The following is a 15,176-nucleotide window of genomic DNA, read 5'->3' on the forward strand; positions in this document are numbered from 1 at the left end:
GATGATGGCAAATGTAGGCTAATTAATGATAATAATTCTAATATGACAAAGGAGTTTGTTGATGTTTTAGTGATTGGTGCGGGACCGTCTGGATGTGTTTCGGCATCGTACCTTTTTAAAAACAACGTAAAGGTTAAAGTTGTAGAAAAAACAAAGTTTCCAAGACTTGTAGTAGGCGAGAGTCTTATTCCGCGTGTAATGGACCATTTTGCTGAAGCAGAATTGTTTGACGCCCTAGATGCGATGAACTTCGAAAAAAAATTAGGAGCTCGTTTTATCAGAGGAGAAGAAATATGCAATTTTGATTTCAGCGTAAAATTTGGCGAAGGATGGGACTGGACTTGGCAGGTTCCAAGAGCTGATTTTGACAATACAATGGCTCAGGAAATTATAAGAAAAGGAATTGATTTAGAATTTGAAACAGAAGTTCTGGAAGTTTCTTTTGAAGGGAAAAATTCAAAAACTATTGTAAAAGATAAAGATGGAAATTTAAAAGAAATTCACGCTAAATTTATCATCGACTCGAGCGGATACGGACGAGTATTGCCAAGACTTTTAGATTTAGATACGCCTTCAAAATTAGATCCGCATTCTTCTATTTTTACCCATGTCAAAGATATTAATAGAGAAGAAGGGGTAGAGGGAACTCAGATTTCATTTGATATTCTGGAAACTGAAGTTTGGCTTTGGGTAATTCCATTTTCTAACGGAAATACAAGTTTGGGTGTTGTCGGGCCAACAGATTTCATCAATTCGCTTTCTGAAAATAAAGATAATGCTGAGGCTTTACGAAATGCCATTCAGAAATCAGATTATTATATTAAAAGATTTGCTGGAACAGAATTTTTGTTTGAACCAGTTAAATTAGAAAACTACTCAAGAGCTGTAAAAAGAATGTATGGTGACGGTTTTGCTTTAACAGGAAACAGTTCAGAATTCTTAGATCCAGTTTTCTCTTCGGGTGTAGCTTTTGCAACCGAATCTGGAATGTTGGCAGCAAAATTATACTTAAAAGAATCACAAGGAATTCCTGTTGATTGGGAAGTTGAATTTACACAATACATGAAACGCGGAATTGCCGTTTTCACCACTTACGTGCAAGAATGGTATACAGGGAATCTGCAGACATTATTCTTCCATCAGCCAGAAAATCCAGAAGTTAAAGAAAAAATATGTGCCGTTTTAGCTGGTTATGTATGGAACGAAGAAAATTCGTTTGTCAAAAAACATGATCACGTAATTGCCAATATGGCGTATTTGCTAAATATGCAAAAAGAACAAAGCTCTGAATAATCAGAGCTTTTTTTTTATTTATATGCTTTTTTCACGATAAGTTTTGACAATGTTTTTGCTGTTTTTGCGAATCCTTCACCAATTCGGGTTTCATTATTAAAATTGCTTCCCCATTGGTCTCCTGGAGCTTCTTCACTGTTAATTTCTAACAATACATTTGATTTGTTAGCCGTTTCAACAAACTTTAAATTGGTTGTTACTTTTGCTGGCTGCTTCATAATTCCTGCATCCCAGCCTGGATAGATCCAAACAGCCTGTACAATTAAAGTATAAGGCGTATTTATTCCTTCCTGAAAATTTAAGTCTTTCTTTTCTTTAGTCAAAACAATGTTTGCAATTTCCAAAAATTTTGGAGTCCATATTTGATCTTTTGCCACAATCCATCTTTTTTCCCAAAGATTCCCGTTTCCTTTTGCTTTTTCGTCTAAATCAGCTTTGTGTTCTTTTACATATTGCGCCTCAGATTTTTTCTCTTTCATCATAGTAAAATTACTATAATCAAATATGGTATTGATTTCTTTCTGATCTTTTAAAAAGTCAAAATTTCCTTGAACAATATTAATGTCTTGGGCAAACATAGCTCCTGAAATAAGGAAGCATGCAATAATTAGTTTTTTCATTTTTTTTGGTTAATTAGGTTTGATTTTTATGCGACTAAAATAATCAAAAGGATGAATATATAATTTATTTTATATTAAAGTTTTAATCTCATTTTGCTTCAAAACAAAAAAGGATTCCAAAGTTGAAATCCTTTTTTTATCATTTGAAGAAAGCTAGAAGTTATAATCCAAAAATCTTATCCATTACAACCCATTTTTGTCCTGGTTTTGCCCATGGTAGAGCTTGCTGAAATTTCCACATTAAAGTTTCCCATTCCTGAACTTTTTCGTTTGCAGCATCAGCCTGATCTTTCTTTTTGAAAGTAAAATCGGCATCAGCCTCGATAATCATGAACAATCGGTTTCCAGTGCAATAAATATCAAGGACTTCAATTCCAGAATCTTGAATGCTTTTCTTGATTTCTGGCCAGACATTTTCATGCAGTTCTTTGTATTCTGCAATTAAATTGGCATCATCTTTTAGGTCTAAAGCCAGATAGAATTTTTGAGTTGCCATAATCTAAATTTATCCTTGGTAAGCTACAGCAGTTTGTTTGCTTGTACCTAAACCTTCAATTCCTAATTCGATTACGTCACCTGCTTTAATGTAAATTGGATCTGGTTTGATTCCTAATCCAACTCCCGGAGGCGTTCCTGTACTAATTACATCGCCAGGAAGCAATGTCATAAATTGACTTAAATAATGTACTAAAAATGGAATTTTAAAAATCAAGTTTGAAGTGTTACTGTTTTGGAATGTTTTTCCGTTTACCGTAAGCCACATTTTTAGGTTATTAACATCGCCAACTTCATCTGGAGTTGCCATAATTGGCCCAAGAGGAGCAAAGGTGTCAGAACCTTTTCCTTTTGCCCATTGTCCGCCTCTTTCTATTTGGAATGCTCTTTCGCTGTAATCATTTAAAAGGCAATATCCTGCAATATAATTAGGCGCATCTTCTTCAGAAACGTAACTTGCTTTTTTACCAACAACAAATGCCAATTCCACTTCCCAGTCTGTTTTTTCGCTGTTTTTCGGGATGATCAAATTGTCATTTGGCCCGCATAAAGAAGTGGTTGATTTGAAGAAAATAATTGGCTCTTCTGGAATTGCAGCTCCAGTTTCTTCGCAGTGATCTACATAATTTAATCCGATGCAGATAATTTTTGACGGACGTGCCACAGGAGATCCTAAACGTACTGAATCGCTCACTTCTGGTAAAGAAGGATTATTTTTTAAGGCTTCTCCTAATTTTGCCAAACCGTCGTTTTCAAAAAAAGCTTCGTTGTAATCTGTTACAATAGACGAAACATCGTATCTTTTATCATTTATTAAAACTCCTGGTTTTTCTTTTCCTTCTTCTCCGAATCTAATAAGTTTCATAATCTTTTATTTTTTAGTAATGTTTTTTTTAGCCACGAATTCACGAATTATAAAAATTACAATTCGTGAAATTCTTAGCTTAATTTTTTAAGTAGATTTCACAGATTTTTTTTAATCATTTTAATTCGTGAATTCGTGGCTATTTCCTTTTTTTAGTTGTTTAATTTGATAAATCCACCATCAATTGGGTAGTCAGAACCTGTGATGAAAGACGATTCGTCACTGCATAAGAATAAGGCTAAAGTGGCGATTTCTTCTGGTTTTCCCATACGGCCGATTGGCTGTGATTGAGATAATTTTTCGAAAATTTCTTCTTCTTTTCCAGGATAATTTTTAGCGATAAATCCATCTACGAATGGCGTGTGCACTCTCGCAGGAGAAATAGAATTACATCTGATTTTATCGTGTAAATAATCTTTAGCAACTGATAAAGTCATGGCCATAACAGCGCCTTTTGCAGTAGAATAAGCAAAACGATCTGGAATACCAACCCAGCTTGCAATAGAGGCTAAATTCAAAATTACACCTCCGCCAGAATTTCTTAGCGCCGGAATCGAAGCGTGAAGACAGTTGTAAACACCTTTTACGTTTACATTCATGATACGGTCAAAATCAGATTCAGAAGTTGTGTCTACTTTTCCAACGTGTGCGATTCCAGCATTGTTTACCAGAATATGAATATTTCCGATTTTCTCAAAAGTTGATTTAACTTGTTCGTGATTTGAAACGTCGCAAGCATGAGCGAAAACATTACCGCCATTTGATTTGATTTCTTCAACCGTTTCTTTTGCGCTTTCTTCCGTCAATTCTAAAATGTGAACTTCAGCTCCTTGTTTAGCAAATAAAACAGAAATCGCTCTTCCAATTCCGCTTCCTCCGCCTGTGATAATTGCTTTTTTATTTTGTAATGAAAACATTTATATAATTTTTTTAAGTTATTTTAATTGAGTCTTTTACAAAGATACGCCGCGTTTCCACGGAATAAAATCGTCTTGGTTTAATTGAACCGCTTTCGGAATAATTTCGCCGCTTGCCGCTTTGATGCAGTATTCCAAAATTTCCTCGCCCATTTCTTCAATAGATTTTTCACCACTGATAATTGGTCCGCAGTCAATATCGATGATATCTTTCATTCTGGTTGCCAAAACAGAATTCGTTGCCACTTTAATTACAGGACAAACTGGATTTCCTGTCGGTGTTCCCAATCCCGTTGTAAACAAAATTAAAGTTGCTCCAGAAGCTGCTTTTCCAGTTGTCGCTTCTACGTCATTTCCTGGCGTGCAAACCAAACTTAGACCAGGTTTTGTAACCAATTCAGTATAATCTAAAACATCAACTACAGGAGAAGTTCCGCCTTTTTTGGCTGCTCCAGCACTTTTGATGGCATCCGTAATTAAGCCATCTTTGATATTTCCTGGAGACGGATTCATATGAAACCCTGAACCCACTTTATGCGCCAGTTCATCATAAGATTCCATTAAATCAATGAATTTTCTAGCTTTATCTTCGGTAACACATCTGTCGATTAAATTCTGCTCTGCACCACATAATTCTGGGAATTCTGCCAAAAGAATTTTTCCGCCTAAAGCTACGACTAAATCTGAAGTGTAGCCCACAGCAGGATTTGCAGAAACACCGCTGAAACCGTCGCTTCCGCCACATTTTACACCGATACATAAATCGCTTAATGGCGCATCGGTTCTTTCGTATTGGTTAATTTCGATTAAACCTTGAAAAGTTTTTTTGATGGCATTGGTAATTAGAACTTCTTCGCTTCCTGTCTGTTGCTGTTCAAAAATAAATAATGGTTTATCGAAATCTGGGTTTTGTTTTTTGACATCATTTACAAAATCCTGAACTTGCAAATGCTGGCATCCTAAACTCAAAAGTGTGATTCCGCCAACGTTCGGGTGGTTTGCATAAGAAGCCAATAAAGCGCTCAAAGTAGAAGCATCCTGACGCGTTCCGCCACAGCCGCCTTGGTGATTTAAGAATTTGATTCCGTCTACATTTTCAAAAACACGTTTGTTTTTTGGAGTTGGATTCAATTCAATATGGATATCGTTAATGTCATTTCCGTTCAAATAACTTTCCAGCAGTTCATGCGTAAATTGATTGTATTTATCCGTTACAGCATAACCTAATTGTTTGTGTAAGGCTTCTTTAATAACATCCAAATTTCTGTTTTCACAAAAAACAGTTGGGATAAAAAGCCAGTAATTGGCCGTTCCAACGCGTCCGTCTTTTCTTTTGTAACCTTTAAAAGTTCTATTTTCGAATTTTGAAACATCAGGAGCATTCCATTCGTATGAAGCATTTCTGTAAGCGTAAGGATCTGCGGCGTGTTTTAAGTTCTCGGTCGTCATTAAACTTCCTTTTGCCACGTCATTTTGCACTTTTCCAACCAAAACGCCATACATGTTTACTTCTTCTCCCTGCTTCATATCCTGCATGTAGAATTTATGTTTGGCTTTGATGAGGTCTTGCAAAACGTAAGTTTCGTTTTCAAAATGAATCGAATCGCCTTTTTGAAGATCGGTTAAGGCAACCAATACATTATCATCTGGATGCAGTTTTACAACCAGTTTTTTTGTGTTATTCTCAGACATTGTGTTGTTGTTTTTTTTCTTTTTTTGATGTCACTGCTTTCATTTTATAACATTTTAATCTTCTGATTTTGTATAGAATTCCGGCAGTTAACGAAAAATAAAATTAGCCTTTTTACCTATTTATTAATAGTCTAATATTATCCGTATCTAATCTTTAATTATCTTTGCAGTATGAAACTGGAACAAACCAAAATAGCGTCTTATCTCAACACAAAAGTTTCGGTGCTCAATCGCATTGAACCGTTTTTTCAGGCGCCGTTTCATTCGCATCCGGAATTGGAATTGGTTTATGTGAAAGAGAGTTATGGAAAACGTATTATCGGAAATTCGGTAATGCCGTTTGAGCCTGGTGATATGGTTTTTTTAGGTTCTGATATTCCGCATGTTTGGCTGAATGATGAGAAATATTATCAGGGAATTGAGGATTTAAGAGCCAATTCGATTGTCGTATATTTTCATAAAGATATTTTCGGACCAACTTTTTATGAATTAAAAGAAACCCAAAAAATCAACGAACTTTTTGTTCAGGCGGGAAAAGGAATTTCGATTATCGGAAAAACCAATAAACAGATTGCTAAAAAACTGGAGAAATTAGTTTCAAAAAAAGACTTCGAAGTTATTATCGGACTTTTTGAGATTTTGTCTATTCTTTCGGAAAGTCAGGATAAGATTTACATCAACGACGAAATTTATTCGTTAATGCAGAAAGATTCGAAAGTAGATCGTCTTTCAGAGGTTTTTCAATATGTCAATAAGAATTATAAAAAGAATATTTCCTTAGAAGAAATTGCCGCTGTTGCGAATATGACGCGGACTTCTTTCTGCAGAATGTTTAGAGTAAAAACCAAGAAAAATTTTGTGGATTATCTGCACGAAATCCGAATTTCAAATGCCTGTAAATTATTGTTGGAAACTGACAAAAGTATGTCTGAGATTGCATACGCATGTGGATATAAAACAGCTTCAAACTTTAATAAACTCTTCAAAAAGGTTAAAGGAATTACGCCTTCGGATTTTAAGAATAGTGCTATATAATTTTGCTCAATCCTTAAAAAAAATAGCCACGAATTCACGAATTAAAATGATGAAGTATATGTGTGTGAAATTAGCTTAAATTTCACGAATTATGATTTATAAAAATTCGTGAATTCGTGGCGAAAAAAATTGCGAAAAAACTAAATAGATCTATCTAAATGTGTGTAACCGCCATCAACATAAATAATCTGTCCAGTGGTGTGGCTTGATTTTTCTGAAAGAAGGAAAACCACCATATTGGCGATTTCTTCAGCTGTTGTCATTCTGTTTTCTAACGGAATATTTTTGGTGATTGCAGCTAATTTTTCTTCTTTATTTTCAAAAGTATTAATCCACGTTTCGTAAAGAGGTGTGTAACATTCTGCCACAATTACGGCATTTACGCGGATGCGGTATTTCAATAATTCAACAGCCCATTCTCTAGTTAACGCATTTCTTCCACCGTTTGAAGCGGCATAAGCTGAGGTTCCGCCTTGACCCGTTTCGGCAGTTTTAGAACCAATGTTTACAATAGCTCCTTTCGATTCTTTCAAATACGGAAGTGCATGCTGTGCCATCAAATAATAATGCACTAAGTTTTTGTGAAGCGAAGCGGCAAAATCTTCATAATTTCCGTTTTCTAATCCAACACCGTCATTAACTCCGGCATTGTTTACAAGTCCGTCAATTCTTCCGAATTTTGCGATTACAGCTTCAACGGCTTTTTTGCAGTCTTCTGGTTTTGTTAAATCGGCAGCAACTTGATGCGCTTCCTTTCCGATGGCTTTTAATTCTTCTACGGCTTTGATGTTATCATTTTCGTTACGTCCAACGATAAACGGAATTGCATTTTCTTCGGCTAAAACCTTAACGATTCCTAAACCGATTCCTTTTGCGCCTCCCGTAACGATAATGATTTTTTGGGTTAATGATAACTGCATGATTTTATTTTATTATAATTTATTGCTAACATTTTTAAACACATAGAAACATAGTTTTAATTTGCCTAAAAAGGCATTTCATTTTTTTTAAAGCACATAGTTATGGTTCAAATCTAGATTTGTTTTTTGCTCTTTCTTATGGGCTAAAAATCTATGCTTCTATGTGTTAAAACATTTTTAAAAATTTACAGCTGTTGTTCATGACAAACAACAGCTGTAAAAATAGAGAGAATAGAACTGATAATTTATTACCAGAACTTAACATAAAGCGCAGCAATAATCAATAGCGTAATAACGATTAAGACTGTTGTCTGCGGTTTTACTTTAAACATTTCAGAATCAATTTCGAATGCTTTAGGGTTTACTTTTGGACCAGCAAAACTTATTAAGATCATTGCAATCATTGTGAATAAGAATGATAATCCCATACAGATGTGGAACGGAATTTCGAAAGCTCCTTTTCCATTATGGTAAGCTGTGTATAAAAGTGTATCGTTTCCAAATAAAGCTGGAGCGTATTCATTGAATAAAACAGATAATAAGAATCCTAAGATTACACCGACGATTGCCGCTGTTCCAGTAGTTCTTTTCCAGAACATACCCAAGAAGAACATGGCAAAAACTCCAGGGCTGATGAATCCAGTGTATTTTTGGATGTAGGTAAATCCTCCAACGCCACCAATTCCTAAAACGTCATTCCATGTAAATAAAACGGCCAAAAGCATAGCAACAAAAACGGCAAGACGACCGATGTTTACCTGCTGTTTTTCGCCAGCATTTTTTTGAATGTATTTTTTATGAACGTCTAATGTATAGATTGTAGAAATACTGTTTACTTTTCCTGCCAAAGAAGCTACGATTGCAGCAGTAAGAGCAGCAACTGAAAGTCCTTTTAATCCGGTTGGAAGGAATGTTAATATAGCAGAATATGCCTCATCTTTTACTCCTCCCTCTAATTGAGGTAAGTGTCCGCTTGTGTATAAAACGTAAGCAGCAATACCAGGAAGCATTACAATAAGCGGCATTAATAATTTAAGCATACCAGCAAACAAAATTCCTGTACGAGCTGTTTGTAAATCTGCTCCAAGTGCTCTCTGCGTAATGTATTGATTACATCCCCAGTAGTTTAAGTTAATAATCCAGATACCAGCAGCATAAGATAACAATCCAGGGAAAGTTAAATATTTGTCGATCTCAAGCTGAGAAGACGTCGCAGTTGGTTTCGGAATAATCATTTTGAAATGTTCGGGAGCCTGCTGCATTAAAACTTTAAAACCGGCAATTGCATTTTGACCAACACCAAAAGCTTCCGCAACTGTTGTTAAAGCAATATAAGAAGTCACCAAACCTCCGATAATTAATACAGCTACCTGTATAACGTCTGTATAGGCTACAACTTTCATTCCTCCAAGAGAAATAAACAAAGCAAAAATAGCCAATCCAAGCATAATTACGTGAAGGTATTCTCCACCAGCAAGTTTGTTAATCGCAACTGCTCCTAAATATAAAATAGAAGTAAGGTTTACAAAAACATATAAAAACAGCCAGAATACTGCCATGATAAGCGCAGTAGATTCGTTGTAACGTGTTTTTAAGAACTGTGGCATCGTGTAAATCTTGTTTTTAAGATAAACAGGAATAAACCATACCGCCACGATAATAAGGGCAACGGCAGCAAGCCATTCGTAAGCAGCGACAGCGATTCCTAAGAAGAAACCTTCACCGCTCATCCCGATGAATTGCTCTGCCGAAATATTAGAAGCAATAAGAGAAGCTCCAATTGCCCACCAAGTTAAATTTCCTTCAGCCAAAAAGTAAGCTTTAGCATCATGTTCGTCCTGTTTACGTTTGCGGTAAACGGTGTAACCGTAGACAGAGACTACGATAAAATAAATAATAAAAACCGCATAGTCTGCGAAAGCGAGGTTTTGGTTCATTGTTAGTAGTATTTTAAATAATTATTATAGGTTGTTTGTTTATGTGGTTTTAAATTTGTTTTTATGTTGTTAAATCTTGTTAAAAATGCAAGATGTGTTTTATTTCTGTTATTTTTTTGCGAAAATAAAAGCAGAAGCCAAATGTAAAATAAAAATTTAGAAATCAGTCATTAGTAAATGTGTTTTTTACATTTATTTGATAATTATTATGTTAAATTTTTATTTTTGGCTTTATTACAACGAGAAGGCTATTATACTTTTACAGTGCTTTTGTAATGTACATCCGAAAGCTGTCTCAAAATTTCAGCACTTTTTTCTGGTGTAATGTCTCTTTGCGATTCCCCTAGCATTTCGTATCCAACCATAAACTTCTTTACGGTTGCTGATCTTAATAACGGCGGATAAAAATGCATGTGGAAATGCCATTCTGGATGCAGTAAACCGTCTGTTGGCGATTGGTGAATTCCTGATGAATATGGAAAAGAAGTATTAAATAAATTGTCGTACTTCGTGGTTAACTGCTTTAAGATTTTCGCGAAAGCGGTGCTTTCTTCAGCAGTAAAATTGGTGATTTTGTTTACGGCTCTTTTACTTACAATCATTGTTTCGTAAGGCCAGATTGCCCAAAAAGGAACTAGCGCAACAAAATGATCATTTTCGATTACGATTCTTTCGCCAGCTTTCAATTCAGCTTTAACATAATCCTCCAATAAAGTTCTCTCGTTTTTATCGTAATATGATTTTAAGCTGTTTTGTGTTTTTTCAACTTGAGTAGGAAGAGAAGATTGAGCCCAAATTTGTCCGTGCGGATGCGGATTGCTGCAGCCCATAACACTTCCTTTGTTTTCAAAAATCTGAACGTGGTTGATATATTTAATGTTTCCTAAATCGGTATATTCTTTCTGCCAAGTTTTGATGATGTTTTCAATATCGGCAATTTCCATTTCTGGAAGAGTCAGGTCATGTCTTGGAGAAAAGCAAACTACTCTAGAAATACCCTGTTCTGGCTTTGCCTTAAAAAAAGTATGTTTAATATCATCTTCAAAAATGATTTCGTCCTTTTTCATAGCGGCAAAATCATTTTCAAAAACAAAACTGTTTTCGTATTGCGGATTATTCATTCCGTTAGCACGAACATTTCCTGGACACAAATAGCACGTTGGGTCATATTTAGGAAGTTCTTCGGTTGAAATAGTTTCATTCTGTCCCTGCCAAGGGCGTTTTGCACGATGTGGCGATACTAATACCCATTCGTTAATTAATGGATTGAAGCGTCTGTGCGGATCTTCGTTAATGTCAAAATTTTTCATTGTAGTGTGTGTGGTTTTAAAGTAGCGTTGTTCCGTTTGATATTTTTACATCATAGAATTTTAATTCAATTCCAAATGTATCTAAATAAAGCTTTGAAAACTTACGCTTAACCTCATTTTCATGTCCTTTTTTAACTAAATTGATAGTGCAGCCTCCAAAACCGCCTCCCATAAGTCGGGAACCAATAATGGCATCATCTTCTTTTGCTGTATCAACAAGCATGTCTAATTCTTCGCAGCTTACTTCATATTCTTGCGACAATCCGTAATGTGTTTCAAAAAGCAATTCTCCTAAAAGTTCAATATTTCCTTGGTCTAAAGCTTTGCAAGCTTTGATAACGCGATTGATTTCTTTTACTACAAAATGAACTCTAGCAAAAACTTTTTCAGTCATTTTATCTTTAAGGCTCAAAACCTGTTCTTCTGTAGCATTTCTAAAAGTTTTTACTTCTGGAAAATGACTTTTTATGATCGATAAACCTTCTTCACATTCAATTCTTCTGGTATTATATTCTGATGTAAAGAGCGAATGTTTAACATTAGAATCAAATAAAATCAAAGAATAGTCTTTAAAGTTGGCATTATGATATTCAAATTCTAAAGTGTTGCAATCTAATTGGATTACTTTATTTTCAAGACCATGAACGCTCGAAAACTGATCCATAATTCCGCAGTTGATTCCAACCCAATGTTCTGCTTTTTGTCCTAATAGTGCAATGTCTTTTTTTTCAATTTTTAAATCGAAAAGAGATTTGATCCCGAAAATCATTCCGCATTCTAAAGCTGCCGAAGAAGATAATCCAGAACCAACCGGAATATTACTGCTGAAAACACAATTGAAACCTTCAAAAGAAAATCCGTTATCTTGCAATTGTTTGATAACGCCACGAATATAATTGGTCCAAACGACATCGCTCAGTTTTACTTCCTGAGTCAAATCGATTTCAAATTCTTCGTTTAAATCAATAGCAATTATTTTAGAGGTCTTTGTGTTGTTTTTTTCAAAAGCAAAGCAAATCACTTTGTCAATCGCAGCAGGTAAAACATAACCGTCATTGTAATCAATATGCTCTCCAATGATGTTGATTCTTCCTGGAGAAAGCACCGTTTTCTGCGGAGAAGAACCGAAAGACTTCTCAAAAAAAGCAACAGTATTTTGTATTAAAATATCATTCATTATTGTTGTGTAATTGGTGTATTGTGTAAATAGTTAGTTTAAGGTTTCAAATTTGTAAAGTGTCTTTTGAGAGTATTGTTCTCCTTTTTTAAGAATAGCATTCGGGAAATGAGCATGATTTGGCGCATCTGGAAAATTCTGCGTTTCAAAACAGATTCCGCTTTGAGTATTGTAATCAACATTTTCTTTTCCTTTCAGTTTTCCGAAACAATTTCCGCCTACATATATATGTACGCTTGGCTGATCGGTGTAAACGTTCAGTCTTAATTTATTTTTTAAACTGATTAGTTGCGCAACAATTTCAGTTTTAGAATTTACCACAAAAGAATTGTCAATTGGAAACGGGCATTGTTTTGGAATTCTAAAATCAAAATCATGATTTGTTAAATCAGTATAATTTCCGGTTGGAATATTATCTGGATTTGTTTCCAGCATTTTAGCCGATTTGATAAACATTTGCTGTTCTAGAACATTTCCGTCGTGACCGTCAAGGTTAAAATAACTGTGATGTGTCAAATTTATAATGGTATCCTCGGTTGAAGTTGCTTTATATTCTAGTTTTAATTCGTTTTCTTCTGTCAGAGTATACGTTAAATAAACAGTCATTTCGCCAGGAAAATTTTCATCTAAATGCTCGCTCAATAGTCCAAAAGTAATGGAAGGATTTTCACCAGTTTTTGCATCAGTTACATTCCAGACTTTTCTCCCAAACCCCATTTCTCCGCCATGCAGTGAATTGCCGTTATTGTTACTGCAGAGTTGAAATTTTTTATCGTTAAGGCTAAAAGTAGCATTGTGAATTCGTCCGGCATAACGGCCAACCGTTGTTCCAAAATACGGTGCGCTTGGCAAATTGTAAGATTCTAAATATGCTTCTAAATTATCAAAGCCTAAAACAATATCTATAAGTTTTCCATTGATCGGAATCTGGATGGAAGTAACCGTTGCACCATAATTGATAATTTGAACTTTCATTCCATTTTTGTTAACCAAATCAAAAGAATAAATTTCTTCCTGATTGGGCATTAAACCAAACAATTTGCAATTATGAATCTCTTTTAAATGCGATATGTGTTTTATTTTCATATAATTTTTAGCAAAAATGAAATCCAAAAGTAGAAACATTTTCTATATTTGCATACCAGTACCTACCAGTTTTTAATTATAAATAGTCAAAACGACTTTATCGTAGAGCATGATTTCAATTCAAAATAATATTGGTCTGCCAAAATATAGGCAGATAATTCTTTCAATCGAAAAAGCAATTGAAGAAGGGAATTTAATTAAAGGAGATAGGCTTCCATCTGTCAATAAAGTCTGTTTGGCTTTTTCCTTGTCTCGAGACACGGTCTTATTGGCGTATGACGAATTAAAGAAAAGAGGAATAATTTATGCCATTCCGGGCAAAGGATATTATGTTAAAAGTGTTGAAATCACTATAACTCAGAAGATTTTCTTGCTTTTTGATGAATTGAATATTTTTAAAGAAGATATTTATAATTCGTTTTTAAAAAACATTGGAAAAAATGTGCAGGTTGATATTTTCTTCCATCATTTTAATGTTCAGGTTTTCAAAAAACTCATAAATGACAGTAATGGAAATTATACAAAATATATTATCATGCCGACCAACCTAACCGATATTGTCGACTCGATAAAAACCCTACCAGTAAACGATGTAATTATATTGGATCAGACCAATCCAGAGTTAAAAATGTTCCCAGCGATTTACCAGAACCACCAAAAAGATATTTACGAAGGGTTAATGAAAGGTAAATCTCGATTGTCAAAATATAAGAAACTGATTTTAATTTTCCCTGGATTTAGAGAGCCTCCAGGAATGAAACTGGGTTTTGAATCTTTTTGCCAAGCCTACAGTTTTGATTATGAAATTATTTCAGATTTCAGTGATCAGTCTATTGCTTTGGGAGATTTATATATTATTCCGCACGACCGTGATTTGCTTTTGGTGATAGAAAATGCAATGAGCAGAAACTTGAAATTAGGAGAAGACTTCGGAATTATATCGTACAATGAAACGCCATTGAAAAAAATTGCGGCAAACGGAATTACGACAATTTCGACCAATTTTGAATTAATGGGAAAAATTCTGGCCGATATGGTTTTGCAGGGAATAAAAGAGCAGATTGAAAACAAATCTGCTCTTATACTCAGGAATTCTTTATAGGAAATGCCAATTATAAATTGAGCACAAAATTATTTAGTAGTTTTTCTTCGTATTTCTCTTTGTTAAAAGTGTACAGATAAGAACCTTTTCGAGAAGACTGCATGTCTTTTTCGTCTAATTTATTTAGAATTTCAAGAGAATTAATTTTACTGATGAAATTTCTTTTGTCGAGTTCTTTGCTCAAAATAGCTTCATACAATTCTAAAAGCTGACGCATGGTGAATTTCTCAGGAAGCAATTCGAAACCAATTGGTTTGATGGAAGTTTTGTAGCGCAGTCTCTTAATGGCATTTTTGACCATTTCGTTATGGTCAAAAATTAAGTTTGGCGCATCATTAATAGGAAACCATTCTGCGTGATAATTTTTAATTAGTTCTGCATTATGGTTTTCGATATTAATCAAAGCAAAATAAGAAACCGAAATGGTTCTTTCTACCGGGTCGCGATCAATTTCGCTGTAAGCATACAGCTGCTCCATATAAATATCGTTGAGACCAGTATAGGTATTTAAAATTCGGGTTGCAGCAGCATCTAAAACTTCATCGTGTTTTAGAAATCCTCCAATCAAGGACCATTTTCCTTTTTCAGGCTCAAAATCTCTTTGAATCAAAAGGATTTTCAGACCCTCATTGTCAAATCCGAAAATGATGCAGTCCACCGCCAGTAAAACTTTATCAGCAGAACTATAACTGTTTAGCATATATAATTAATTTGGATAGGTAAATAT

Annotated in this window: 14 protein-coding genes; 3 read left to right on the top strand and 11 right to left on the bottom strand. The window is 34.7% G+C overall.

Annotation, left to right across the window (positions count from 1 at the left end; genetic code table 11):
* Window positions 1-42 precede the first annotated feature (42 nt).
* Window positions 43-1,293, top strand: a complete 1,251-nt coding sequence (locus FF52_RS12395) for an NAD(P)/FAD-dependent oxidoreductase (RefSeq protein ID WP_008465912.1) — start codon at window positions 43-45, stop codon at window positions 1,291-1,293.
* Window positions 1,294-1,307: 14 nt separating this feature from the next.
* On the opposite strand, the gene FF52_RS12400 is transcribed toward FF52_RS12395, so the two are convergent.
* The 5 genes from FF52_RS12400 to FF52_RS12420 form a co-directional block, all read right to left on the bottom strand.
* Complete coding sequence (locus FF52_RS12400; RefSeq protein ID WP_008465914.1) at window positions 1,308-1,913, bottom strand: hypothetical protein; 606 nt, start codon at window positions 1,911-1,913, stop codon at window positions 1,308-1,310.
* A 160-nt stretch (window positions 1,914-2,073) separates the two neighbouring features.
* Complete coding sequence (locus FF52_RS12405; RefSeq protein ID WP_008465916.1) at window positions 2,074-2,409, bottom strand: L-rhamnose mutarotase; 336 nt, start codon at window positions 2,407-2,409, stop codon at window positions 2,074-2,076.
* Window positions 2,410-2,418: 9 nt separating this feature from the next.
* Window positions 2,419-3,273, bottom strand: a complete 855-nt coding sequence (locus FF52_RS12410; protein WP_008465917.1) for a fumarylacetoacetate hydrolase family protein — start codon at window positions 3,271-3,273, stop codon at window positions 2,419-2,421.
* Between the two features lie 152 nt (window positions 3,274-3,425).
* Window positions 3,426-4,190: an SDR family NAD(P)-dependent oxidoreductase gene (locus tag FF52_RS12415; RefSeq protein WP_008465919.1), complete on the bottom strand. Its 765-nt coding sequence runs from the start codon at window positions 4,188-4,190 to the stop codon at window positions 3,426-3,428.
* Window positions 4,191-4,226: 36 nt separating this feature from the next.
* On the bottom strand, window positions 4,227-5,882 hold the full coding sequence (locus FF52_RS12420) for a UxaA family hydrolase (RefSeq protein ID WP_008465921.1): 1,656 nt from the start codon (window positions 5,880-5,882) through the stop codon (window positions 4,227-4,229).
* Between the two features lie 171 nt (window positions 5,883-6,053).
* Between FF52_RS12420 and FF52_RS12425 the strand changes: the two genes are divergently transcribed.
* A complete protein-coding gene (locus FF52_RS12425) occupies window positions 6,054-6,917 on the top strand; it encodes an AraC family transcriptional regulator (RefSeq protein WP_008465922.1) in 864 nt (287 codons plus the stop codon).
* Window positions 6,918-7,057: 140 nt separating this feature from the next.
* Here FF52_RS12425 and FF52_RS12430 read toward each other — a convergent pair whose 3' ends face one another.
* From FF52_RS12430 to FF52_RS12450, 5 genes are all read right to left on the bottom strand, one after another.
* The gene (locus FF52_RS12430) at window positions 7,058-7,837 is read right to left on the bottom strand and encodes an SDR family oxidoreductase (RefSeq protein WP_008465924.1); all 780 of its coding nucleotides are present in this window, start codon (window positions 7,835-7,837) and stop codon (window positions 7,058-7,060) included.
* 248 nt (window positions 7,838-8,085) lie between these two features.
* A complete protein-coding gene (locus tag FF52_RS12435) occupies window positions 8,086-9,774 on the bottom strand; it encodes a sodium/sugar symporter (protein ID WP_008465926.1) in 1,689 nt (562 codons plus the stop codon).
* Window positions 9,775-10,025: 251 nt separating this feature from the next.
* Window positions 10,026-11,084, bottom strand: coding sequence for a UDP-glucose--hexose-1-phosphate uridylyltransferase (locus FF52_RS12440; protein WP_008465929.1), 1,059 nt, complete (start codon window positions 11,082-11,084; stop codon window positions 10,026-10,028).
* 16 nt (window positions 11,085-11,100) lie between these two features.
* A complete protein-coding gene (gene galK, locus FF52_RS12445) occupies window positions 11,101-12,261 on the bottom strand; it encodes a galactokinase (protein ID WP_008465933.1) in 1,161 nt (386 codons plus the stop codon).
* Between the two features lie 33 nt (window positions 12,262-12,294).
* Window positions 12,295-13,347 (bottom strand): aldose epimerase family protein, encoded by a 1,053-nt coding sequence (locus tag FF52_RS12450; protein ID WP_008465934.1) that lies wholly within the window; start codon window positions 13,345-13,347, stop codon window positions 12,295-12,297.
* A 109-nt stretch (window positions 13,348-13,456) separates the two neighbouring features.
* On the opposite strand from FF52_RS12450, the gene FF52_RS12455 reads away from it, so the two are divergent.
* A complete protein-coding gene (locus FF52_RS12455; protein ID WP_008465935.1) occupies window positions 13,457-14,449 on the top strand; it encodes a GntR family transcriptional regulator in 993 nt (330 codons plus the stop codon).
* Window positions 14,450-14,459: 10 nt separating this feature from the next.
* On the opposite strand, the gene FF52_RS12460 is transcribed toward FF52_RS12455, so the two are convergent.
* A complete protein-coding gene (locus FF52_RS12460) occupies window positions 14,460-15,149 on the bottom strand; it encodes an NUDIX hydrolase (protein WP_008465936.1) in 690 nt (229 codons plus the stop codon).
* Window positions 15,150-15,176 lie beyond the last annotated feature (27 nt).

This window comes from Flavobacterium sp. F52 (assembly GCF_000278705.1).
Taxonomy (GTDB): Bacteria; Bacteroidota; Bacteroidia; order Flavobacteriales; family Flavobacteriaceae; genus Flavobacterium; species Flavobacterium anhuiense.

Bases quoted from the DNA above. Each gene is read 5' to 3' on its own strand.
- FF52_RS12395 (WP_008465912.1), top strand. From the start codon at position 43: ATGACAAAGGAGTTTGTTGATGTTTTAGTGATTGGTGCGGGACCGTCT.
- FF52_RS12400 (WP_008465914.1), bottom strand. From the start codon at position 1,913: ATGAAAAAACTAATTATTGCATGCTTCCTTATTTCAGGAGCTATGTTT.
- FF52_RS12405 (WP_008465916.1), bottom strand. From the start codon at position 2,409: ATGGCAACTCAAAAATTCTATCTGGCTTTAGACCTAAAAGATGATGCC.
- FF52_RS12410 (WP_008465917.1), bottom strand. From the start codon at position 3,273: ATGAAACTTATTAGATTCGGAGAAGAAGGAAAAGAAAAACCAGGAGTT.
- FF52_RS12415 (WP_008465919.1), bottom strand. From the start codon at position 4,190: ATGTTTTCATTACAAAATAAAAAAGCAATTATCACAGGCGGAGGAAGC.
- FF52_RS12420 (WP_008465921.1), bottom strand. From the start codon at position 5,882: ATGTCTGAGAATAACACAAAAAAACTGGTTGTAAAACTGCATCCAGAT.
- FF52_RS12425 (WP_008465922.1), top strand. From the start codon at position 6,054: ATGAAACTGGAACAAACCAAAATAGCGTCTTATCTCAACACAAAAGTT.
- FF52_RS12430 (WP_008465924.1), bottom strand. From the start codon at position 7,837: ATGCAGTTATCATTAACCCAAAAAATCATTATCGTTACGGGAGGCGCA.
- FF52_RS12435 (WP_008465926.1), bottom strand. From the start codon at position 9,774: ATGAACCAAAACCTCGCTTTCGCAGACTATGCGGTTTTTATTATTTAT.
- FF52_RS12440 (WP_008465929.1), bottom strand. From the start codon at position 11,084: ATGAAAAATTTTGACATTAACGAAGATCCGCACAGACGCTTCAATCCA.
- galK (WP_008465933.1), bottom strand. From the start codon at position 12,261: ATGAATGATATTTTAATACAAAATACTGTTGCTTTTTTTGAGAAGTCT.
- FF52_RS12450 (WP_008465934.1), bottom strand. From the start codon at position 13,347: ATGAAAATAAAACACATATCGCATTTAAAAGAGATTCATAATTGCAAA.
- FF52_RS12455 (WP_008465935.1), top strand. From the start codon at position 13,457: ATGATTTCAATTCAAAATAATATTGGTCTGCCAAAATATAGGCAGATA.
- FF52_RS12460 (WP_008465936.1), bottom strand. From the start codon at position 15,149: ATGCTAAACAGTTATAGTTCTGCTGATAAAGTTTTACTGGCGGTGGAC.